At 72.6% G+C, this 20,618-nt stretch carries 19 protein-coding genes; 8 read left to right on the forward strand and 11 right to left on the reverse strand.

Annotated elements, in window-relative coordinates:
* Positions 1–74 precede the first annotated feature (74 nt).
* On the reverse strand, positions 75–1,511 hold the full coding sequence (locus M1P99_RS05560) for a PucR family transcriptional regulator (RefSeq protein ID WP_304451600.1): 1,437 nt from the start codon (positions 1,509–1,511) through the stop codon (positions 75–77).
* Between the two features lie 166 nt (positions 1,512–1,677).
* Here M1P99_RS05560 and gabT point away from each other — a divergent pair, with 166 nt between their 5' ends.
* On the forward strand, positions 1,678–3,018 hold the full coding sequence (gene gabT / locus M1P99_RS05565; RefSeq protein WP_304451601.1) for a 4-aminobutyrate--2-oxoglutarate transaminase: 1,341 nt from the start codon (positions 1,678–1,680) through the stop codon (positions 3,016–3,018).
* Between the two features lie 423 nt (positions 3,019–3,441).
* Here the strand turns inward: gabT and M1P99_RS05570 are convergent, their stop codons facing one another.
* The 5 genes from M1P99_RS05570 to M1P99_RS05590 are packed head-to-tail and all read right to left on the reverse strand — an operon-like array spanning position 3,442 to position 6,777.
* A complete protein-coding gene (locus M1P99_RS05570) occupies positions 3,442–3,810 on the reverse strand; it encodes a DoxX family protein (protein WP_304451602.1) in 369 nt (122 codons plus the stop codon).
* A 46-nt stretch (positions 3,811–3,856) separates the two neighbouring features.
* Positions 3,857–4,456, reverse strand: coding sequence for an aromatic-ring-hydroxylating dioxygenase subunit beta (locus tag M1P99_RS05575; protein WP_304451603.1), 600 nt, complete (start codon positions 4,454–4,456; stop codon positions 3,857–3,859).
* Positions 4,457–4,483: 27 nt separating this feature from the next.
* Entirely contained in the window at positions 4,484–5,764 is a 1,281-nt protein-coding gene (locus M1P99_RS05580) for an aromatic ring-hydroxylating dioxygenase subunit alpha (protein WP_304451604.1), read from the reverse strand.
* Positions 5,765–5,809: 45 nt separating this feature from the next.
* A complete protein-coding gene (locus M1P99_RS05585) occupies positions 5,810–6,163 on the reverse strand; it encodes a non-heme iron oxygenase ferredoxin subunit (RefSeq protein WP_304451605.1) in 354 nt (117 codons plus the stop codon).
* A 5-nt stretch (positions 6,164–6,168) separates the two neighbouring features.
* Entirely contained in the window at positions 6,169–6,777 is a 609-nt protein-coding gene (locus M1P99_RS05590) for a TetR/AcrR family transcriptional regulator (protein ID WP_304451606.1), read from the reverse strand.
* 140 nt (positions 6,778–6,917) lie between these two features.
* On the opposite strand from M1P99_RS05590, the gene M1P99_RS05595 reads away from it, so the two are divergent.
* Complete coding sequence (locus M1P99_RS05595; RefSeq protein ID WP_304451607.1) at positions 6,918–8,150, forward strand: NAD(P)/FAD-dependent oxidoreductase; 1,233 nt, start codon at positions 6,918–6,920, stop codon at positions 8,148–8,150.
* A 60-nt stretch (positions 8,151–8,210) separates the two neighbouring features.
* Here the strand turns inward: M1P99_RS05595 and M1P99_RS05600 are convergent, their stop codons facing one another.
* Positions 8,211–9,227, reverse strand: a complete 1,017-nt coding sequence (locus tag M1P99_RS05600; RefSeq protein WP_304451608.1) for an EamA family transporter — start codon at positions 9,225–9,227, stop codon at positions 8,211–8,213.
* Between the two features lie 72 nt (positions 9,228–9,299).
* Between M1P99_RS05600 and M1P99_RS05605 the strand changes: the two genes are divergently transcribed.
* A complete protein-coding gene (locus M1P99_RS05605; RefSeq protein ID WP_304451609.1) occupies positions 9,300–10,226 on the forward strand; it encodes a LysR family transcriptional regulator in 927 nt (308 codons plus the stop codon).
* A 27-nt stretch (positions 10,227–10,253) separates the two neighbouring features.
* Here M1P99_RS05605 and M1P99_RS05610 read toward each other — a convergent pair whose 3' ends face one another.
* Positions 10,254–10,742: an Lrp/AsnC family transcriptional regulator gene (locus M1P99_RS05610; RefSeq protein ID WP_304451610.1), complete on the reverse strand. Its 489-nt coding sequence runs from the start codon at positions 10,740–10,742 to the stop codon at positions 10,254–10,256.
* A 153-nt stretch (positions 10,743–10,895) separates the two neighbouring features.
* Positions 10,896–12,500: a PucR family transcriptional regulator ligand-binding domain-containing protein gene (locus tag M1P99_RS05615; protein WP_304451611.1), complete on the reverse strand. Its 1,605-nt coding sequence runs from the start codon at positions 12,498–12,500 to the stop codon at positions 10,896–10,898.
* 184 nt (positions 12,501–12,684) lie between these two features.
* Here M1P99_RS05615 and M1P99_RS05620 point away from each other — a divergent pair, with 184 nt between their 5' ends.
* On the forward strand, positions 12,685–13,971 hold the full coding sequence (locus M1P99_RS05620; protein ID WP_304451612.1) for an aspartate aminotransferase family protein: 1,287 nt from the start codon (positions 12,685–12,687) through the stop codon (positions 13,969–13,971).
* 76 nt (positions 13,972–14,047) lie between these two features.
* On the forward strand, positions 14,048–15,556 hold the full coding sequence (locus M1P99_RS05625) for a CoA-acylating methylmalonate-semialdehyde dehydrogenase (protein ID WP_304451613.1): 1,509 nt from the start codon (positions 14,048–14,050) through the stop codon (positions 15,554–15,556).
* Between the two features lie 271 nt (positions 15,557–15,827).
* Here the strand turns inward: M1P99_RS05625 and M1P99_RS05630 are convergent, their stop codons facing one another.
* Entirely contained in the window at positions 15,828–16,073 is a 246-nt protein-coding gene (locus M1P99_RS05630; protein WP_304451614.1) for a hypothetical protein, read from the reverse strand.
* 245 nt (positions 16,074–16,318) lie between these two features.
* Entirely contained in the window at positions 16,319–17,119 is an 801-nt protein-coding gene (locus M1P99_RS05635) for a carbon-nitrogen hydrolase family protein (protein WP_304451615.1), read from the reverse strand.
* A 193-nt stretch (positions 17,120–17,312) separates the two neighbouring features.
* Between M1P99_RS05635 and M1P99_RS05640 the strand changes: the two genes are divergently transcribed.
* From M1P99_RS05640 to M1P99_RS05650, 3 genes are read left to right on the forward strand one after another with little or no spacing between them, the layout of a single operon-like run.
* On the forward strand, positions 17,313–17,984 hold the full coding sequence (locus tag M1P99_RS05640) for a TetR/AcrR family transcriptional regulator (protein WP_304451616.1): 672 nt from the start codon (positions 17,313–17,315) through the stop codon (positions 17,982–17,984).
* 50 nt (positions 17,985–18,034) lie between these two features.
* Positions 18,035–18,970, forward strand: coding sequence for an ABC transporter ATP-binding protein (locus tag M1P99_RS05645; protein ID WP_304451617.1), 936 nt, complete (start codon positions 18,035–18,037; stop codon positions 18,968–18,970).
* Positions 18,967–20,565, forward strand: coding sequence for an ABC transporter permease (locus M1P99_RS05650; RefSeq protein WP_304451618.1), 1,599 nt, complete (start codon positions 18,967–18,969; stop codon positions 20,563–20,565). Before M1P99_RS05645 ends, M1P99_RS05650 begins: the two co-directional genes overlap by 4 nt.
* Positions 20,566–20,618: the final 53 nt, after the last annotated feature.

Raw genomic sequence — 20,618 nt, forward strand, 5'->3', positions numbered from 1 at the left:
TTGTCGCGGACGGGCCCGTGCGAGATCCCTGGAATGCCGGAAAACGTCCCGACTTTCACCCTGCGTGACCTCGGTCAACCGCGCACGCGCAGGGCGATCCAGAGTTCGACCCGGTAGTCGGGGTCGTCGAGGTCGCCCGGCAGCAGGTCGCGGATGCGCCGCATCCGGTAGCGCAGGGTGTGGCGGTGGACCCCCAGCGCCTCGGCCGCGGTGTCCCAGCGGCCGGAGGCGGCGAGGTAGGCGCGCAGGGAGGCGAGCAGTTCGACGGAGGCGCGCTGTCCGGTCAGCGGCGCGAGCAGGTCGTCGGCCATCCGGGCGCCCGCCGGGGTGTCCACCAGCCCGAGCAGCCCGCCCGGCAGGTCCCCCACCCGCACCAGCCCGCCGCCGCCCTCCTCGGCCGCGGCCAGGGCGCGCCCGGCCTGGGACAGGGCGGGGGCCAGGTCGCCGTAGCCCGCCGCGTCGCTCACCCCGACCGGCCCCTCCAGGGCCTCCCCCAGCACTTCGTCCGGGGTGACGGCGGGCGCCAGCAGCAGCCCTCGGCCGTCGTGTTCGGTGGCGAGCACCCCCTCGGCCGGACCGGAGCCACCGAGACCGGCGGCCAGCGCCACCACGACGGGTTCGGGAGGGAGCAGTCGGCGCAGGCCCGCAGCGCCGGGCGCGCGGGGGTCCAGTGCCCCGGTGACCAGTGCCGCCAGGACGCCCTCGCCCCACGCGGCGCCCTGGCCCGGCGCGGTGCGCTCCAGTTCCAGGGACAGCAGGGACACGGCCGCGTTCACCAGGGTGCGGTCGTCGGAGCCGAGCCGGCGCTCGGTCCCGACCGCGATGAAGCCCCGCACCCGGCGTCCGGCGGACAGGGGCTGGGCCGAGACGTAGGTGCCGTCCACGGTCAGCGACACGCTGGCGCGGGGTCCGGCTCCGCGCAGGCGGGCCAATTCCGCGGCCACGACGCCGGAGGCCTCGGCCGCCCGTGCGGGCGCGGCGTGGCGGACGGTGCCGTCGGAGGCCAGGAGCAGCACCCAGCCGTCGAGTTCGCGCGCCAGGCGGTCCACGATCGCCGAAGCCCCCGACAGCGCGGCGCGCGTCAGCGCCCGCTGCGCGGTGAAGGCCCTGGTCAGGCCCTCGTACTCCTCCTTGGCCAGAAGCCGCGAGACCTCCTTGCCGACCGCGATGAACGGGGTCTCGCGGGCCACCTCGACCAGGGCCAGACCGAACTCGGCCGCGGCAGCGCGCAATGGTTCGGGGGTGGCCTCCAGCACCACGCCGACGCCGAAGCCGAGCCCGGCCACATGGCGCTCGGCCAGGCGGCGGACGTACTCGCGCGCGTCGGGGACGGCGTCGGCCCAGCGCACGCCGGTGGTGAGGACGAGTTCTCCGCCCGCGAGGTAGGGCGTGGGGTCGGTCAGCTCGCTGACGGCCACCCACTCCACCCTCTGGTCCAGCCGTTCGTGCCCGGTCAGCAGGGACAGCCGCAGGTTGGGGGTGCGCAGCAGGGCGCCCAGGGTCGGGGGCATCGGGCCTCCCCTCCACGTGTGCGGTCGCCCGGACCCTGCCGCATTGGCACAGGGCCCTGTTTCGATTATCCACCGTGTCCATGTGTGCCGCGTCCCGGCCGCCCTAGTGTCGTGCGGGTCGGACCCGATCCCCCCACCCCGAGCCAGCCCAGAAGGAGGCAGCCGCATGGCCACGACCGAGGTCGTCCAGTCCCGTCGGATCGTCACGGAGATCCCCGGCCCGAAGAGCCGCGCCATCCAGGAGCGCCGCGCGTCCGCCGTCGCCCAGGGCGTGGGCAGCGTCCTGCCGGTCTACGTCGAGCGCGCCGGCGGCGGCATCGTCGAGGACGTCGACGGCAACGCCCTCATCGACTTCGGTTCCGGCATCGCGGTGACCAACGTCGGCAACGCCGACCCCCGGGTCGTGGAGCGGGCCGCCGAGCAGATGGGCCGCTTCACGCACACCTGCTTCATGGTCAACCCCTACGAGGCCTACGTGGACGTGTGCGAGGCCCTGAACCGGGTGACGCCGGGCGACCACGAGAAGCGGTCGATCCTGCTCAACTCGGGTGCGGAGGCCGTGGAGAACGCGGTCAAGATCGCCCGCAGCGCCACGGGGCGCCAGGCCGTCGTGGTCTTCGACCACGCCTACCACGGCCGCACCAACCTCACCATGGGCCTGACCGCGAAGAACATGCCCTACAAGCAGGGCTTCGGTCCGTTCGCCGGGGAGATCTACCGGGTGCCGATGGCCTATCCCTACCGCTGGGCGACCGGCCCGGAGAACTGCGGGCCCGAGGCCGCGGCCCAGGCCATCGACCAGATCACCAAGCAGATCGGCCCCGAGAACGTCGCCGCCGTGGTGATCGAGCCGATCCAGGGCGAGGGCGGCTTCATCGAGCCCGGCGCCGGGTTCCTGCCCGCCGTCGCCGACTTCTGCCGCGCGAACGGCATCGTGTTCGTCGCCGACGAGGTGCAGACCGGCTTCGCGCGCACCGGCGACATGTTCGCCTGCGACCACGAGGGCATCGTCCCGGACCTGATCACCACGGCCAAGGGCATCGCCGGGGGCCTGCCGCTGGCCGCGGTGACCGGCCGCGCCGAACTGATGGACGCCGTGCACGGCGGCGGCCTCGGCGGTACCTACGGAGGCAACCCCGCGGCCTGCGCGGCCGCATTGGCCGCGCTGGATGCCATCGAGTCCGACGGCCTGGTCGGCCGCGCCCGGGAGATCGGCGAGCTGATGCTGGGCCGCCTGCGCGAGCTCGCCGCCGAGTACGACGTCATCGGCGACGTGCGCGGCCGCGGCGCGATGGTCGCGATCGAGCTGGTCAAGGGCGGGGACAAGACACCGAACCCCGAGGCGCTGGCGAAGATCCTGTCCTACTGCCACTCCCAGGGCCTGGTGCTGCTCAGCGCGGGCACCTACGGCAACGTCGTGCGCATGCTGCCGCCGCTGGTGATCGGCGACGACCTCCTGCACGAGGGCCTGGACATCCTCGCCGAGGGGTTTTCGGGCGCCTTCTAGACGGGCTCTTCGCGTCTTCCGGTGTGCCCGCTCGTTCCTCACGGACCCACCTCCAGCCACTCCAGAACCCGTCGGCGCCCTCACTGTGCCTTCTTTGGGCCGCCGCTCGTTCCTCGCTCTGGCCCGATCAACCCCCTGGAGTCGAGGCGGGCACGCCCGTTCACCTTCAACCCCCTGGGGTTCCCGCGAGCGGGGACGCTCGCCTTCAACCCCCTTGGGCTGAGGCGGGGTCGGGGGATCCGGTGACCGGCGTGGGGACTGGGAGGACGGTGGCCGGATGAGACCCCCTTGGCGGACATCGCCCGGTCACGGCGGCGCGCGCCCGGGTCCTGGTAGACCCCGCGTCCCGTGGCCCCGCCAAGGCACCGGCTCCGCCCGCGTCCCCTGTCCGGGGCGCGGGCGGAGCCGCGTGGGAGCGCCTCTTCACGTCCGCACCCACAGGGCGGCCAGCACGACGACGAGCCCGCCCGTGTAGGCGGCCGGGATCCTGAGCGCGGCCGCGACCAGGGCTCCGCGGCCCCGCTGGGCCCACACGTGGACGGTCACCGCGAGCGCCGACTGCGCGGCCAGCACCGCCGCGGCGGCCAGACCGAGCGGCCGCAGCCACACGCCCGCGACCAGGCCCGCGGCGCACACCACCTCCACCAGCCCCGCCGCGCGCAGGACGCCCGCGCCGACCGGCAGGTAGGCGACCCGGTCCAGCAGCGCCCGGGAACCGAGTGCCTTCGCGGCGCCGGTGGCACCGAAGGCGACGGCCAGCACCACCGACAGAACGGTCACGGCCAGGGGCATGACCGCGCCTCCTCTCTCTCCGCGCCGCCCTCGGCGGCGGTCCGGTTCACAGGAACAGCGACGCGTTCTTGGCCAGGATCACGCTGTCGGCCAGGTAGACGGTGCGCTCGGCCAGCACCAGCCCTCCGGGGCCCCGCCGCAGCACGTCGGCCCGGAATCCCGTGAAGTGGTCGATGTCGTCGGCGAGCCGGTTGCGGTAGGCGTTCACGACGCTGCGGACCGCGAAGGCGCCCTCGCCCCGGTCGGGCAGCCGCGTGGCCTGGACGTTGGTCACCGCGCGCACGACCCTGGGCGGCGGGTTGTCCGACCAGGCGACCGTCTGCTGCACGCGCGCGGCGCGCAGGCGCAGGGAGGCCAGGTCCTCGTCGTAGTGCCCGAGGTCGCCGGGGCCGCCCGCCTCCGTGGTCAGGTCGCGGTGCAGCCGGTTGCCCCGGGAGGGCATCCGGTAGGAGACCTCCGCGGCGAGCAGGTCCAGCCAGTCGGAGTAGCGCGCCTCGTCGAGGAGCTGGGCCTCGAAGTACAGGAACTGCTCGATCTCGTGCTGCTCGGCGGGGTCCACGGGGCGTGGCCGTTCCACGGGACCCGCCTCGGGCGGCCGGGGCCGGAAGGACTGCGTGGAGATCGTGGTGGTCGGGGTGGCCGTCATGGCGGCACTTCCTTCCTCGTCGAGGGGTCAGTGCCCGTGCGGGGCGGGCATGGGGGCGGGCGCGGTCTGGGGCAGCGTCGGCGCGGGGCCCTCCATGAGTTCGAGCCAGCGGCGGTAGAAGGCCCGCGCGCCGACGTCGTTGAGGATGTGGCCGACCTCGCCGGTGAACCCGGGGACGGCCGGGTCTCCCGTGGTCGTGGACCCCAGCCCCATCTGGTAGTTGAGCGCGGTCCGGCCGGTGACGTGGCCGCCGCCGACCGCCTGGATCTCGGACCAGTTCTCGCTGTCGTCGGTCTCGACGATGCCGGTGCTGGAGAAGGTGAGGGTGGCCATCCGCATCGCCTGCCGGCGCTGCTCGGGCGACCAGCTCGCGTCGACCAGCACCCAGGACCAGATCTCCATGTCGTCCACCGAGCGGGGGTGCCACACGCGCAGGACGCGGTCGCCGAGCATCGAGAAGTTGGGGAAGACGGTGCCGTGGATGAGCGCCTGGTGCCCGGGCTCCGCCGAGTCGGGATCGCGGCCGAAGGTGAAGGCCGCGTAGTTGGGGTCCTCCGGGAGGATGATCGTCCAGCCGTGGCCGTAGCGGCTGCCGAGTTCGCGGCCCTCGGTCGGCATGTTGACGCCGAGCAGGGACGTCGCGGACAGGTGCGCGGTCTGCGGGTGGTAGGTGTCGTTGGCGAACTGCTCGGCGGCGAGTTTCCAGTTGCCCTGGAGGCGCCACTTGATCGGGCCGACCAGCTCGGGCTCGTCGAGTCCGTCCGTGGCCCAGTCCAGGACGCCCCGGTAGCCGTCGAGGTACTCGGCCAGCGGGGCCGCGTCCTCGTCCCAGCAGCCGAAGACGAATCCGCGGTAGGACTCGACCCGGGTGACCGGGACCAGGCCCCAGCGGTCCAGGGGCAGGCGTCCCTCGTAGCCGTCGTCGTGGTTGGGCACCTCGACCAGCGCGCCCGTGCCGTCGTAGGACCAGCCGTGGTAGGAGCAGGTGAACCGGGTGGCCGACCCGGAGTCGGCCCGGCACACGCGCATCCCGCGGTGGCGGCAGACGTTGAGGAAGGCACGGATGCGGCCGTCCCTGCTCCTGGTCACGATGACGTGGTCCTGGCCCATGACCGCGGTGGTGAAGTCGCCGGGGCGGCGCAGCCGGGACTCGTGGCCCAGGAACAGCCAGCTGCGGGTGAAGACGGTGGCCAGCTCCGTGCGCAGGAGGGGCCCGGACTCGAAGACCTCGCGGTTCAGCGTTCCGAGGTCGAGGTCGATGAGGTCCCGGGGGACGGCCGACCGGCCTTCGGGAGGTGCGGTGGTCATGGTCGCTCCGTTCGTCGTGGTGTGGTCGGTCCGGTCGGTGGCGGGTCAGCCGGCGCTTCCCGTGGCCGGCTCGGTGGCGTCGAGGAGGACGCCGACCGTGTCGCCGCGCACCTCGACCCGGTAGGTGGTGGCGGGTTCGGTCGCGGGCCCGGAGAGGGCCTGGCCGGTGGTCAGGGAGAACAGGGCCAGGTGGGCGGGGCACTCGACGGTGCCGTCCTCGACCCAGCCCTCGCAGAGCGAGGCCTGGCCGTGCGTGCAGGTGTCGCTGAGGGCGCGCGGCCCGTCGGGGGTGTCGAAGACGGCGATCGCCCCGCGCGGCCCCGACACCAGGAGGGCTCCCTCGGCGGCCAGGTCGGCTCTGGACCCGGCGGGCAGCCAGGTCGGTTCGCGGTCGGTCATCGGTCTCACTCCTCCGGTCCGGTGTAGGGGGCGATGCCGTGGACGACGAGTGCGGCCAGGCCGAGCACGTGCTGTTCGGCCAGGCGGTCCCACTGCTCGTCGTCGTCGCGGCGGTGTTCGAGGAAGAAGAACGACAGGGACGAGGTCACGGCCGAGGCGGCGGCCGCCACGGGGGCCTCGGCCCCGGCGGCACGGGCGAGCCACTGGGCCAGCTCCGCGCGGAACTCCTCGACCACCTGCCAGAACAGACCGTTCAGCTCGCCGTCGAGCTGGCCCTCGGCGGCCAGGACCGCCATGAGGTCGGCGCGTTCACGCAGGTGGGACAGCAGTGCCGTGCCGAAGGCGCGCACGCCCTCGCCGGGCGACGCGGGGTCGCAGGCGTGCAGTGTGCCGGTGACGGCGGCGCGGTCCAGCTCCGGGGAGTCGGCGATGTCGCGGAGCAGCTCCACCTTGTTCCTGAAGTAGTGGAAGAGCAGCCCCTCGGCCACCCCGGCCTCCTTCGCGATGAGCTTGGTGGTCGTCGCCGCGAACCCGTACCGCGCGAACAGCTGCAGCGCGACCTCGCGGATGTGGCGGCGCCGCTCCTCGGCCGCCTGCTGTCGGCTCGTCGCCATCGGTGCCTCCTGTGGATCGGAACATTCATTGAGTAATCACTCATTGAGTATCTGCTCATTGAGCGTATGCTCAACAAAGACTCCGGTCAAGGTGACGCGTCGACGGGGCGCCGTCGGCCGGAGGGACGAGGAGGTCGACGATGCGGACCACAGGCGATGTCGTGGTGGTCGGCGGCGGAATGGCCGCGGGCCACCTGGTGGCGTCGATGCACCGGCGGGGCCTGGCCCACCGGCTGACGGTGCTCGGAGCCGAGCCCCACCCGCCGTACGAGCGCCCGCCGCTCACCAAGGACGAACTCGCCGGCGCGGCGGGGACGGAACCGGCCCGTACCGAGGCGGACCTGGCACGGCGGCTGTCGATGCACTCACCCGCGTGGCTCGCCGAACAGGGCGTGGCGGTCCGCGTCGGCGCACGGGTGAGCGGCGTCGACCGCGTCCGGCGGACGGTGACGGTGGACGGCGGCGACACGGTCTCCTACCGGCACCTGGTGCTGGCGACCGGCTCGCGCCCGGTGGTCCCCCCGCCGTGGGCGGAACGGCCGGGCCTCGTGCACACCGTCCACACGGCGGCCGACGGCGCGCGTCTGGGCCCCCTGCTGCGCGAGGGGGTCCGGCTGGTCGTGGTGGGCGGCGGCTTCGTCGGGCTGGAGGTCGCCGCGGCCGCACGGGGACGCGGCTGCACGGCCACGGTGGTCGAGGCCGGCCCCCGGGTCCTGGGCCGGGTGTGCACGCCCGTGACGTCGGCGGCGGTCGCACGCCTGCACGAGGAGCACGGAGTGCGCGTCATCACCGGCACCAGGTGCGTCGAGGTGGTACCCGGGGAAGGGGGCGCCGCGCGCGTGGTCCGCCTGGCCGACGGCACCGCGCTGACGGCGGACCTGGTGGTCGTCGGGCTCGGGGTCCGCCCCGAGACCGCACTCGCGTCGGACGCCGGGCTGGAGGAGGACCCCGGGACGGGCGGGATCGCAGTGGACGCGGCACTGCGCGCGACGCGCGACCCGTCGGTCAGCGCGGTCGGCGACGTGGCCGCGTTCCCCCGCGCGGGGTACGGCGGGCGCCTGCGCCTGGAGTCGGTCGACCACGCCTGCGCCTCGGCCGAGAACGTCGCGGCGCGCCTGGCGGGCGAGGACCCGGGCCCCTACGCCGGGCAGGGCTGGGTGCCCCTGTTCTGGTCCGACCAGTACCGGCACACGCTGCGGATCGCCGGCCTCTCGACGGGCTATGACACGACCGACGTCGGCGGCGCCCCCGGCGAGGGCCCGTTCACCGTGCGCTGCCTGGCCGGTGACCGCCTGCTGGCGGTGGAGAGCCTGGACCTCCCCCGCGACCACTCGGCCGCGCGCCGCGAACTGCGGGCCGCACCCGTGCACTGAGCCGGGCCGGAGTCCCGTGCACCTCCGGCTTCGGCTCGCACTCCGCGGCGCGGGGCCGGCCTAGGCGACGCCTCGGGCCGGCGCTTCGCCGCGGCCCGAGCCCACACGGCCGGCCCGGGGCCGGAGGCGCCCGCCTTCGCTCTCCGGGGCGGCCGCGCCGTTCCCGCGGACCGCGGCCTCCGGCACCGGGCCGCCCCGCGGAGCCCGTGGCGCCCGCCGCCGGGTGCTGCCCAGCAGCACCCCGCCGACGACCAGGACGCCGCCGATCAGCTCGCCCGGGCTCACGGTCTCGCGCAGGACCACCCACGCCGCGGTCATCCCGACCACGGGGACCAGCATCGAGAACGGTGCCACCACGCCCGCCGGGTGGCGCGACATCAGCCACGTCCACACCCCGGATCCGAGCACGGTGCCGACCACCACGGTGTAGGCCAGGCCGGCCACGGCGGCGAGCGCGCCGGGGTCCGCGAACGAGGTCAGCGACGCCCCGATCCGCGCGGGCCCCTCGACCACGAGCGCCAGGGCGAGCATCGGCAGCGGCGGGACCACGGACATCCACAGGGTCAGGCGCAGCGGGTCGGTCGGCTTCGCCAGCCGGTTGCAGGTGTTGCCGATCGCCCATCCGAACGCCCCCGCCAGGGTCAGCAGGAACGGGACGACCGTGGCGTTCTCCGCGCGCTGCCAGCCCACCAGGGCCATTCCGCACACGGCCACCACGATGCCGACCAGCTGTCGGCCGCTGACGCGTTCGCGCAGGAACGTCGCGCCGAGCAGCACGGTGAAGGGTGCCGAGGCCTGCAGGACCAGCGACGCCAGGCCCGCGGGCATCCCGGTGGCCATGCCCCAGTACAGGAACATGAACTGCAGCGTGCCGAAGCCGAGCCCGTACCCGACCAGCCAGCGCACCGGCACCTTCGGCCACGGCACGAACAGCACCGTCGGGACGGCGATCAGCGCGAAGCGCAGGGCCACCAGGAAGAACGGGGGGAAGTGCGCGAGCGAGGCGTCGATGGCGATGAAGTTGAGGCCCCACATGAGTGCGACGGACACGGCGAGCAAACGGTGGCGGATCGGCATGTGTCCTAGGTCAGCAGGATTTTCTCTTAAGCACAATCAATACTTCGTACACCCACTCTGTAGGCTGCCTACATGGACATCCGACATCTGGAGCTGTTGCGCGAACTCGCCGAGCGCGGCAGCGTCACCGCGGTGGCGCAGGCGACCTACCGGACCCCCTCGGCGGTCTCCCAGCAGCTCAAGACGGCCCAGCGGGAGTTCGGGGCGGAGCTGGTCGAGCCGTCCGGCCGGGGCCTGCGGCTGACCGAGGCCGGACGCGTCCTCGCCGACGGCGGCGCGACCGTCGCCACGGCCGTCGAACGGGCACGGGCGCGCTGGGACGCCTTCCGCGGCGAACCGACCGGCACGGTCGCCGTCGCCGCGCTGCCGAGCGCGGCGACGTTCCTCTTCCCCGAGGTACTGCGCGAACTCGCCGACACCGCCATCACGCTCCGCTGCGCCGACGTCGACCTCGCCGAGGTCGAGTTCGCCGACCTGGCCGCGGACCACGACATCGTCGTCGCGCACAGCCTCACGAGTGTCCGGCCGGCGGGCGCCGAGGGGCTGACCGTCCTGCCGCTGGCGCGCGAACCCCTGGACATCGCCATGGCCGCGGACCACCCGCTCGCCGAGCGCGCCTCGGTCAGTCCCGAGGACCTGGTGGACTGCGAGTGGATCGGAGTGCCCGAGGGCTACCCCTTCGACACCGTCCTGCGGATGATCGAGCAGGTGACCGGCCGGGAGTTGCGGGTCGTCCAGCGGCTGGTGGACAACCGGCTGATCGAGGCGCTGGTGGCCTCGGGCGGCCAGGTCGCCGTCCTGCCGCGCTTCACCACGCCGACCACCGCACCGGCCGGCGGGGGCATGGTGCTGCGCGCGCTCACCGGACTGCCGTCCGCCCGGCACGTGTCCGCCGTCCTGCGGCCGGACAAGGCCGAGCGGCTGGCCGTCCAGCGGGTCCTGCGCTCCTTCGAGCGGGTGGGCGCGCAGGTACAGGACCGCTTCCGGCACCACGGGTGACGTCCGGCCACCGGACCGGACGCCCTCTCAGCGCGTACCCCAGGCGTAGGTCTGCTTGCGCAGCTTGAGGTAGAGGAAGGTCTCGGTGGTGTCCACCGAGTCCACCGACCGGATGGCGGCCAGGATGTCCAGCAGCTTGGGGTCGTCCTCGGCCACCACCTCGACCAGGAGGTCGAAGGAGCCCGCGGTGATGACGACGTACTCCACGCCCGCGATGTCGGAGATGGCGTCGGCGGCGACGTTGAGGTCGCCGTTGGTGCGCACGCCGATCATGGCCTGGCGGCTGAATCCCAACATCATGGGGTCGGTGACGCCCACCACCTGGACGACGCCCGCCTCCAGCAGCCGCTGGACGCGCTGGCGCACGGCCGCCTCGGACAGCCCGACGGTCTTGCCGATGGCGGCGTAGGACCGGCGACCGTCCTCCTGGAGCACCTCGATGATGCGTTTGGCCGTGTCGTCGAGCACGACGCCGTTGTTGCGCCGGGGGTGACCCGGATCCGACTGCTCACTCACGAGGCTCTCCGTTGGTTCCGAAGGAATCCGAGAATACGCGGTGCGGCCAGGGGCGGAAAGGATCGCCACGATCACGACCGACAACGGAATCAAAGTTACTGCACGGTTCGACGACGGGTGGAGGGCGCATGCCGCCCCGGGTCTTCGTGCTGCTCAGCGCTCGTCCCGGACCGAGTCCAGTGACAGCAGGGCCACGTGCAGTGACAGACAGGTCTCCACCGACTCCAGGTCGGCGTCGAGGATGTTGGCGATCCGGCGCAGCCGCTCGTAGAAGGCGGGCCGCGACAGGTGCGCCCGGCTCGCCGCCAACGCCTTGTTGCGCCCCGCGCCCAGGTAGCACCGCAGCATGTCGGTGAGGTCCCCTGCGTGGCGGGCGTCGTGGTCCAGCAGGGGCCCCAGCTCCCGCTCCACGTAGGTCTGCAGCCGCTCGTCGTCGCGGAACAGGTGCAGCAGGCCGCGCACGTGCAGGTCGGGCAGGCGGTAGAAGGGCCGCTGGTCGCTCTGGCGGATGGCGACGTCGCCGACCTGGCGGGCCTCCAGGAAGGAGCGCCGCACCTCCCGGATGTCCTCCGCCGACGACCCCACCGCGAGCACGGCGGCGTCGCCGACCGTCTGGTGGACGCGGTCGGCGAGCATGTGCAGCGTGGGGTCCAGTCGCTGCTTGGTCGGCAGCGCCAGCAGGACGCCCACGCGCAGGTCGTCGAGCGAGCCCACGAGCGCGGGCAGGCGCAGCTCCCGACAGGCGCGCGCCGCGCCCTCGGCGGTGTCGGACAGGCGGGCCTGCGCGGCCAGGCCCGTGCCGCTCTCCCGCAGCCGCAGCACCAGGCCGACCAGCACGCGGCCCTTGAGGGGGACGCCGACCGCGCGGGCCCGCACCAGGGCCTCCTCCGGATCGGAGTAGGCCCGGTCGATGATGCCCGCGATGATGGTCCGGTGCGTCTGGCGCTCCAGGCTCTCCTGGTGGCGTTCCAGGAGGCGGCCGAGCGCCAGCGTCGTGGCGGCGCGCTCGATGAGCATGCTCTGGCGCGGGGTCGGTGCCGCCCCCGCGATGAGGATGAGGCGCCCCCAGTCCTGTCCGCGCGCGCCGACCATGGTGACCAGCCAGCCGGTGGCGGGGTTGTGGACGGTGCGGGAGCCGGAGCGGATCGCGCGCGAGCGGCTCTCCCACGAGGTCAGCAGCGTGCCCGGATCCTCACCGTTGAGGTCGCAGGCCAGGACCTGGTGGGTGAGGTTCTCCAGGACCACCGGGCAGCCGGACAGCTGGGCGGCCTCGTGCAGGATCTGGGCGGTGTCGGCGCCCTCGACGGACAGCTGGGTGAACACCGAGTGCAGCTTCTCGGACTCGCGCAGCTCCTCCAGCTGCTGGTTGACCACCCGGACGTGGACGGCCTCGGTGATCTCGACGAACCGGGCCTCGCGGTCGAGCTGGATGACGGGGACGCGGGCGTCCCGGGCGGCGTCGAGGAAGGCGGGCGGCAGCTCGGCGTGGTACTTGCGGCCGAGTTCGACCGCGATGCCGCTCACCCCGGCGGCGGCCAGGTCGTCCATGTAGCGGCGCAGCGCGTCGGGGTCGTCGGGCATCGCGATACCGGTGCTCAGCACCAGCTCGCCTCCGCGCAGCAGGTGGGCGAGGTCGGTGACCTCGGCGATGTGGACCCAGCGCACGGCCCCGTCCAGGTACTCGGAACCGACCACCACACGAGGGCGGGCGCGCTGGAGGGCCGGCAGGCTCAGGACCTCGGCGAGAGTGGGTAGCACCCCCACATTCTAGGACGGGATGTCGCCTCCGGGACGAATCGCCTTACACGTTGGCGACCGGGAGGGGCGCTCTGACCACCGGTTCCGCGTGCCGCGAACCGGTCTTACAGACCGTAAAACCGGCCACCATGTTGTCAACACACTGATGCTGGCCAAGCGCACGGGGCGGGGTGAGACTGGGGTCATGTCCGAACTTCTCTCGCGCCACCGCGCGGTCATGCCCTCCTGGCTGCCCCTGTACTACGAGTCCCCGCTGGAGATCGTCAGCGGCAAGGGTTCGCGCGTCACGGACGCCGACGGCCACACCTATCTGGACTTCTTCACCGGCATCGTGACGAACATGCTCGGCTACGACGTGGCCGAGGTGCGCGAGGCCGTGGAGCGCCAGATCGCCAAGGGTGTCGTACACACCTCCACGCTGTACCTCATCCGCAACCAGGTCGAGCTGGCCGAGAAGATCGCCCGCCTGTCCGGAATCCCGGACGCGAAGGTCTTCTTCACCAACTCCGGGACCGAGGCCAACGAGACCGCCCTCCTCCTGGCGACCTTCGCGCGCGGCAGCGACGAGGTGCTGGCGATGCGCGGCAGCTACCACGGCCGCTCGTTCGGCACCGTCGCGGTGACCGGCAACCGGGCGTGGAAGAACTCCTCCCTGTCGCCGCTGAACGTGCACTACCTGCACGGCACCGACCACGCCGCCCCGGCCTTCCGCGGGATGTCCGAGCAGGAGTACGTCGACGCCTGCGTCGCCGACCTGCGCGACGTCCTGGACACCACCGCGCCCAACGTGGCGTGCCTGATCGCCGAGCCGGTCCAGGGCGTGGGCGGGTTCGCGATGCCGCCGGACGGCCTCTACGCCCGCTACAAGGAGGTCCTGGACGAGCACGGGATCCTCTTCGTCGCCGACGAGGTGCAGACCGGCTGGGGCCGCACCGGGACGAGCTTCTTCGGGATCGGCAACCACGGCGTGGTGCCCGACGCCATGACCTTCGCCAAGGGACTCGGCAACGGCTACGCGGTCGGCGGCGTCGTGGCGCGCGGCGACCTCATGGACCGCCTGGGCGCGCTGGGCGTGGCCACGTTCGGCGGCAACCCCGTGTCCATGGCCGCGGCCGGGGCCACCCTCGACTACGTCCTGGAGCACGACCTCCAGGGCAACGCGCTGCGCCAGGGCACGCTGATCACCGACGGGCTGCGCGCCCTGACCGAGCTGCCGAGCGTGAAGGACGTGCGCGGCAAGGGCCTGATGTTCGCCGTGGAGATGGTCGACCCCGCGACCGGCGCGCCCTCGTCGGCGCTGGCCGGCCGCGTGCTGGAGGCCGCCCGCGAGCGGGGCCTGCTGATCGGCAAGGGCGGCGTGCACGGCAACGTGCTGCGCATGGCCCCGCCGCTGACCCTGTCGGCGCAGGAGGCGGCGGAGGGCCGCGACGTCCTGCTGGACGCCGTGCGCGCGGTCGACGCCCAGGCCTGAGCGCCCCGCCCCAGAGCGTGCGCCGGGTGCGCATCCGCGCGACACGCCCCAGCGACAACACCGAGGAAGAGGAAGTATGAGCAAGCACGTCACCCACTGGATCGGTGGGGCGCTCTTCGACGGCGGCTCCGAGCGCCGCGGGGACATCTACAACCCGGCGTCGGGCCGGGTCACGGGCACCGTGGACCTGGCCGGGGCCAAGGAGGTCGACGCCGCGGTCTCCTCCGCCCGCGAGGCCTTCCCCGGCTGGCGCGACACCTCGCTGTCCAAGCGGGTGCAGATCCTGTTCCGGTTCCGCGAGCTGCTCAGCGCGAACAAGGACCGGCTGGCCGAGCTCGTCAGCGCCGAGCACGGCAAGGTGTTCTCCGACGCCCAGGGCGAGGTGGCGCGCGGCCTGGAGGTCGTGGACTTCGCCTGCGGCATCCCCCACCTACTCAAGGGCGGGTTCTCCGAGAACGTGTCCACGGGTGTGGACTCCTACTCGATCCTGCAGCCGGTCGGCGTGGTCACCGGCATCACGCCGTTCAACTTCCCGGCGATGGTCCCGATGTGGATGTTCCCGGTGGCGATCGCCTGCGGCAACACCTTCGTCCTCAAGCCGAGCGAGAAGGACCCGTCGGCGTCGCTGCTCATCGCCGAGCTGTGGACCGAGGCGGGGCTCCCCGACGGCGTGTTCAACGTGGTCCACGGCGACAAGGCCGCGGTGGACGCCCTGCTGGAGCACCCGGACGTCGCGGCCGTGAGCTTCGTCGGCTCCACCCCGATCGCGCAGTACATCTACCGGACCGCCGCCGAGCACGGCAAGCGCGTGCAGGCGCTGGGCGGGGCCAAGAACCACATGGTGGTCCTGCCCGACGCGGACCTGGACCTGGCGGCGGACTCGGCGGTCTCGGCCGGGTTCGGCTCGGCCGGTGAGCGGTGCATGGCCATCTCCGCGATCACGGTCGTGGAGTCGGTCGCCGACGAGCTGGTCGAGAAGATCCGCGAGCGCGTCTCCCGCCTGCGGGTGGGCCCCGGCGACGACGACCGCAGCGAGATGGGGCCGCTGGTGACCCGGGAGCACCGGGACAAGGTCGCCTCCTACCTGGAGTCGGGCGTGCGCGAGGGCGCGACCCTGGCCATCGACGGCCGGGTGCACCCGGTGCTGGGCGGCGGGGAGGACGGGTTCTGGCTGGGCCCGACCCTGCTCGACCACGTCGGGCCCGAGATGTCCTGCTACCGGGACGAGATCTTCGGGCCGGTGCTGAGCGTGCTGCGCGTCGGCGACTACGACGAGGCGGTGAAGCTGATCAACGACAACCCGTACGGGAACGGCACCGCGATCTTCACCAACGACGGGGGCGCCGCCCGCCGGTTCCAGAACGAGGTCGAGGTCGGCATGGTGGGCATCAACGTGCCCATCCCGGTGCCGATGGCCTACTACTCGTTCGGCGGGTGGAAGCAGTCCCTGTTCGGCGACTCGCACGCGCACGGCACGGAGGGTGTGCACTTCTACACCCGGACCAAGGCGGTCACCGCGCGCTGGACCGACCCGGGACAGCGGCCCGAAGGCGGCGTCAACCTGGGGTTTCCCACCAACGGCTAGTCCCAGGCCGAGGGAATTAACGGATGGATGTCTCTCACTGACGGTCGGTGGTGGACAACACGGAGTATCGTTGGTGACGGTCGCTCCTCACCGCACGTGGTCGGCTGCGGTGACGGCGACCGGAGACCATCCGGGATAGACACGCTCATTTCCCCTCCTCCCCATGGAAGCGGGCGTGTCAGCGGAAGCGCTCCGGGTCCGATTCTCCCCCTGGACCCGGAGCGCGACCGTACCCCTGGCCCCACGCCGGCGCGCGATCGACGGACGCGCCCTAGCGGGCGGCGACCATCACCTCGCGGGTGGGGATCCGGGACTCGGCGCCGATGATCCGGGCGCACTCGTCACAGCCGAACACGGGACCTCCGTCCGGCAGTACACCCAGGACCCGGCGGGGGCGGGGCCACTTGGTGTGGCAGGCGACGCAGGCGTCTCCCTCGCACTGCGCCCGACTCAGCAGCCCTGGCTCGTAGACGTGAAGGCCCGGCGAGTGATCGGACCGCGTGTCTGGTTGGCACATCGTGCTCGTTCCGCGCAATGTCCTTGCTCCCCCCGTGGTTTAGGACAGTCTGGCGGGCCGATAGTTACCGGCTCTCAAGTGAATCAAAGTCTGCGGGCGTCCGGAAGGCCCCGGACCAATCTAAATCACTCCGTGCACGGCAATCATAACCCTAAGTAACGAAGCCTGGGAAGACCCCAGGTCACAGGGATCCTTGCTGTCCGCCGTCCGTTACTCCCCCAAGGGGCGGGCAGGGGGCCTTCGACCTAGGTGCGCGGAACGACGCCGAAACGGCGCATCGACAGGCTCGGATTGGTCACGCGAACCTCCTCCACCCTTGCGGCCGAAACCCCGGCTCCGGCGACCGCGAAGGCCTGCTCCCCCAGGGCCGCGACGGGGGTGCCCATGGGGTCGATCACCATGCTGTTGCCCGCCCCCGAGGGCGCCGCCTGCCCCGCCGCCGCGACGTACACGGTGTTCTCCACCGCGCGGGCACGGGCGAGGGTACGCCAGTGGTCCTCCTTCAGCGGGCCCGGCACCCACTGGGCCGCCAGCAGCACCACGTGGGCTCCGGCGTCGGCGATCCGCCGGGTCACCTCGGGAAAGCGCAGGTCGTAGCAGGTTTGCAGGCCGAACACGACACCGTCGACGGTGAAGGTCTCCGGCTCCTCGATGGGCCCCGGCGCGACCACGTCCGACTCCCGCACACCGAAGGCGTCGTAGAGGTGGATCTTGCGGTAGTGCGCGATCCGCCCGCCCTCCGGAGACAGGGCCACCAGGGTGTTGGTGAAGTGGGTGGGACCGGCGGCCTCGTTCACCCCGACGACGAGGTGGACGCCCTCCTTGCGCGCGGTCTCGGCCGCGGCGGAGACGAAGGGGCCGTCCAGGGGCTCGGCCGCCTCGACGTAGCGGTGGTCGGTGCGCGGCGCGGTGAACATCGCGTACTCCGGGCACAGGACGACGTCGGCACCGTCGGCCGCGGCCCGGCCGGCGAGCTCCGCGACCGACCGCTGGTTCTCGGCCTTGTCCTGACCGGGGGCGAACTGGGCGACCGCGACCCGCACCATCGAACCACTCCTCATGCGCTGCTCGGGCGGGCGCGCCCCGGCGGGCGGCCCGCGGGACGTCTGCCCGGGACGGGCGTCCCCCGAGTCTACGACCCGGCCGGCCGGTCCTCCGGCCGCGCGGGGACACCCCGCCCACGGCCGCACCCGCTGACCGACTTGTCAAGAAGCTGAACGAGTGTTTAACCTATTGAACATGGGTTCAACACCGAGGCGCGCTCCCGACCGGGACGAGGACCTCACCGCGCGCGCACGCATCCGCGACGCGGCCGTCGAGTACTTCGGCCAACGCGGCTTCGACGTCACCGTCCGGGCCATCGCCGACCGCGCCGGGGTCTCCCCCGGTCTGGTCCTGCACCACTTCGGGTCCAAGGCCGGCCTGCGCGAAGCCTGCGACGAGTACGTCCGCCAGGCCATCCGCGAGGTCAAGACCGAGGCGCTCACCGCGCACGAGCAGCAGACCTTCCTGCAGCAGATGGCCGAGACCGAGGAGTACTCCGACCTGCTCGGCTACGTGCTCCGCTCGCTCCAGAGCGGCGGTCCGATGGCCGCCGCCCTGTTCGACCACATGGTCGAGGACATGGAGGAGTACCTGGCCAAGGGCGAGGAGGCGGGCACCATCCGCCCCAGCCGTGACCCGAAGGCACGGGCACGCTGGCTGGCCGCCAACGGCATGGGTGCGGTGACGATGCTCTTCACTCTGCACGGCGGCGGACCGGACACCGACTTCCGGGAGCTGCTCAGGCGCTGGAAGCGGGAACTCGTCCTCCCCTCACTGGAGATCTACACCGAGGGCCTGCTCACCGAGCGCACGATGCTCGACGCCTACCTGCTGTACGTCAGCGACCCGCCGGAGGAATCGCGCTGAACGGTCCAGAGGCCAGAGCACGGCCACCTCCTGTCACGCGAAGGAATCCCATGCCATCTCCCGCCATCGACGTCCGCGGACTCGACAAGTACTTCGGCCGCTTCAAGGCCCTCGACGGCCTCGACCTCACCGTCGAGACCGGCCAGGTCGCCGGCTTCCTCGGCCCCAACGGCGCCGGCAAGTCCACCGCCATCCGCGTCCTGCTCGGCCTGCTCAGGGCGGACGGCGGGACCGCCCGCGTCCTGGGCGGCGACCCGTGGACCGACGCCGTGGCACTGCACCGCCGCCTGGCCTACGTGCCCGGCGACGTGGCCCTGTGGCCGAACCTGACCGGCGGCCAGGCCATCGACCTGCTCGGGCGGCTGCACGGCACGGTCAACCCCGCCCGGAAGAAGGAGCTGCTGGCCCGCTTCGAGCTCGACCCGGGCAAGAAGGCCCGCACCTACTCCAAGGGCAACCGGCAGAAGGTCGCCCTGGTGGCGGCCCTGGCCTCGGAGGCGGAACTGCTGATCCTGGACGAGCCCACCTCCGGGCTGGACCCGCTGATGGAGTCCGTCTTCACCGAGTGCGTCCGCGACGCCAAGGCGCAGGGCCGGTCCGTTCTCCTGTCCAGCCACATCCTGGCGGAGGTCGAGAAGCTCTGTGACACGGTCACGATCATCCGCAAGGGCGTGACCGTGGAGTCCGGGACGCTGGAGGAGATGCGCCACCTGACGCGCTCCACCGTCCGCGCCACCACCGACGGCGACCCGTCCGTGCTCCGCGGCACGGCCGGAGTCCACGGACTGGAGGTGGACGGCGGCACCGTCACCTTCGACGTCGACAACACCGAACTGGACGGCGCCATCCGCGTGCTCTCCGGCCTGGGCCTGCGCTCCCTGGTGAGCAACCCGCCCTCACTGGAGGACCTGTTCATGCGGCACTACGGCGACGAACTGGCCGCGCTCAACGGCGGCGGCGCCGGGAACGGGACCGGTGCGAAATGAGGACGTTCGCCGGAACCGGCCACCTGGTCCGGTTCATCCTGCGCCGCGACCGCATCCGGATGACGGTCTGGACGGCCGCCATCGTCGGCATGCTGGCGATGACCGTCCCGACGCTCGACGAGATGTTCCAGACGCCCGAGCAGCGCCTGGGACGCGCCGCGGTCATGGAGACCCCGGCCGGGATCGTCTTCGGCGGCCCCGGCTACGGGCTGGACACCTACGGGCTCGGCGCGATGATCGCCAACGAGATGACCATGAGCCTGCTGGTCGCCGTGGCCGTCATGAGCATCCTGCACGTGGTCCGGCACACCCGGGCCGAGGAGGAGAGCGGTCGCGCCGAGCTCCTGCGCGCCAACGTCGTGGGCTCCAGCGCCCAGATGACGGCGGCGCTGGCCACCAACGCCGTCGTCAACGCGGTCATCGGCGCTCTGCTCGCGCTCAGCCTCGTCGTCAACGACCTCGCGCTCGCCGACTCGGTGGCCTTCGGCGCGGGAACGGCCCTGGCCGGGATCACGTTCGGCGCGATCGCCGCCGTGTGCGCCCAGGTCTCGGAGCACTCCCGCGGCGCGAGTGGCCTGGCGTTCCTGGTGATCGGCGTGCTGTTCATGTCGCGCGTGGTCGGCGACATCGCCGAGCGCGGCGGCAGCGCCCCGTCGTGGTTCTCGCCGTTCGCCTGGGCACAGCAGACGCGGATGTACGACGACCTGCGGTGGTGGCCGCTGGCGTTGTACGCGCTCGTCATCGTGGTGCTGTTCGCGGTGTCCTTCACCCTGGCCGGCCGACGCGACCTCGGTGCCGGGCTGGTGGCCGCACGGCCGGGCCCCGCCGACGCGAGCCCGCTGCTCAACGGCGTGTTCGCGCTGCACCTGCGCCAGCAGCGGACGTCGATCGTCGCGTGGACGGTCGCGGTGGTCCTGTTCGCGCTGAGCTTCGGCACGCTCATCTCCGAGATCGACGCGATGGTCGAGCAGAACCCGGAACTGGTCGCGCGGATGGGCCTGGACGCGGAGAACATGTCCAACGCGTTCCTCGGCCTACTGCTGGTCTACGTGGTGATGACGGCGGTCGCCTTCGCCGTGCTCTCCGTGCTCCGCACCAGGACGGAGGAGACCTCCGGACGCGCGGAGCTCATCCTGTCCACGGCGGTCGGCCGGATCCGGTGGATGGGTTCGGCGATGCTGGTCAGCGCACTGGCCGCGACCGTGATGACGCTCCTGGGCGGCCTCGCGCTGGGGCTCGGCGCCGGCCTGGCCACCGGGGACTACGACTGGGCGGGAACGGCGTCCGAGGCCGCCGCGGCCCAGCTGCCGGTGGTGCTGATGTTCATCGGTCTGACCACCCTGTTCGCCGGGGTCGCGCCGCGCCTGGCCGGCCTGGTGTGGGCCTGGTTCGGCTACGGGCTCGTCGCGACCATCTTCGGTCCCCTGCTGGACCTGCCGGACTGGATGATGGACTACGGCCCGTTCGGGATCGTGTCCCAGCTTCCGGTGGAGGAGTTCGAGGCGGCTCCCGTCCTCGCGGTGCTCGGCGTGGCCGCGGCCGCGACGGCGGTCGGCCTGGTCGGATTCCGCCGCCGGGACCTGGCCACCGTCTGAGGGCGCGCGGGGCGTGCCGCCGGTCCGCACCGGCGGCACGCTCGCGTGTGCGC

Source organism: Nocardiopsis sp. YSL2 (assembly GCF_030555055.1).
GTDB lineage: Bacteria > Actinomycetota > Actinomycetes > Streptosporangiales > Streptosporangiaceae > Nocardiopsis.

Bases quoted from the DNA above. Each gene is read 5' to 3' on its own strand.
- M1P99_RS05560 (WP_304451600.1), bottom strand. From the start codon at position 1,511: ATGCCCCCGACCCTGGGCGCCCTGCTGCGCACCCCCAACCTGCGGCTG.
- gabT (WP_304451601.1), top strand. From the start codon at position 1,678: ATGGCCACGACCGAGGTCGTCCAGTCCCGTCGGATCGTCACGGAGATC.
- M1P99_RS05570 (WP_304451602.1), bottom strand. From the start codon at position 3,810: ATGCCCCTGGCCGTGACCGTTCTGTCGGTGGTGCTGGCCGTCGCCTTC.
- M1P99_RS05575 (WP_304451603.1), bottom strand. From the start codon at position 4,456: ATGACGGCCACCCCGACCACCACGATCTCCACGCAGTCCTTCCGGCCC.
- M1P99_RS05580 (WP_304451604.1), bottom strand. From the start codon at position 5,764: ATGACCACCGCACCTCCCGAAGGCCGGTCGGCCGTCCCCCGGGACCTC.
- M1P99_RS05585 (WP_304451605.1), bottom strand. From the start codon at position 6,163: ATGACCGACCGCGAACCGACCTGGCTGCCCGCCGGGTCCAGAGCCGAC.
- M1P99_RS05590 (WP_304451606.1), bottom strand. From the start codon at position 6,777: ATGGCGACGAGCCGACAGCAGGCGGCCGAGGAGCGGCGCCGCCACATC.
- M1P99_RS05595 (WP_304451607.1), top strand. From the start codon at position 6,918: ATGCGGACCACAGGCGATGTCGTGGTGGTCGGCGGCGGAATGGCCGCG.
- M1P99_RS05600 (WP_304451608.1), bottom strand. From the start codon at position 9,227: ATGCCGATCCGCCACCGTTTGCTCGCCGTGTCCGTCGCACTCATGTGG.
- M1P99_RS05605 (WP_304451609.1), top strand. From the start codon at position 9,300: ATGGACATCCGACATCTGGAGCTGTTGCGCGAACTCGCCGAGCGCGGC.
- M1P99_RS05620 (WP_304451612.1), top strand. From the start codon at position 12,685: ATGTCCGAACTTCTCTCGCGCCACCGCGCGGTCATGCCCTCCTGGCTG.
- M1P99_RS05625 (WP_304451613.1), top strand. From the start codon at position 14,048: ATGAGCAAGCACGTCACCCACTGGATCGGTGGGGCGCTCTTCGACGGC.
- M1P99_RS05630 (WP_304451614.1), bottom strand. From the start codon at position 16,073: ATGTGCCAACCAGACACGCGGTCCGATCACTCGCCGGGCCTTCACGTC.
- M1P99_RS05635 (WP_304451615.1), bottom strand. From the start codon at position 17,119: ATGGTGCGGGTCGCGGTCGCCCAGTTCGCCCCCGGTCAGGACAAGGCC.
- M1P99_RS05640 (WP_304451616.1), top strand. From the start codon at position 17,313: ATGGGTTCAACACCGAGGCGCGCTCCCGACCGGGACGAGGACCTCACC.
- M1P99_RS05645 (WP_304451617.1), top strand. From the start codon at position 18,035: ATGCCATCTCCCGCCATCGACGTCCGCGGACTCGACAAGTACTTCGGC.
- M1P99_RS05650 (WP_304451618.1), top strand. From the start codon at position 18,967: ATGAGGACGTTCGCCGGAACCGGCCACCTGGTCCGGTTCATCCTGCGC.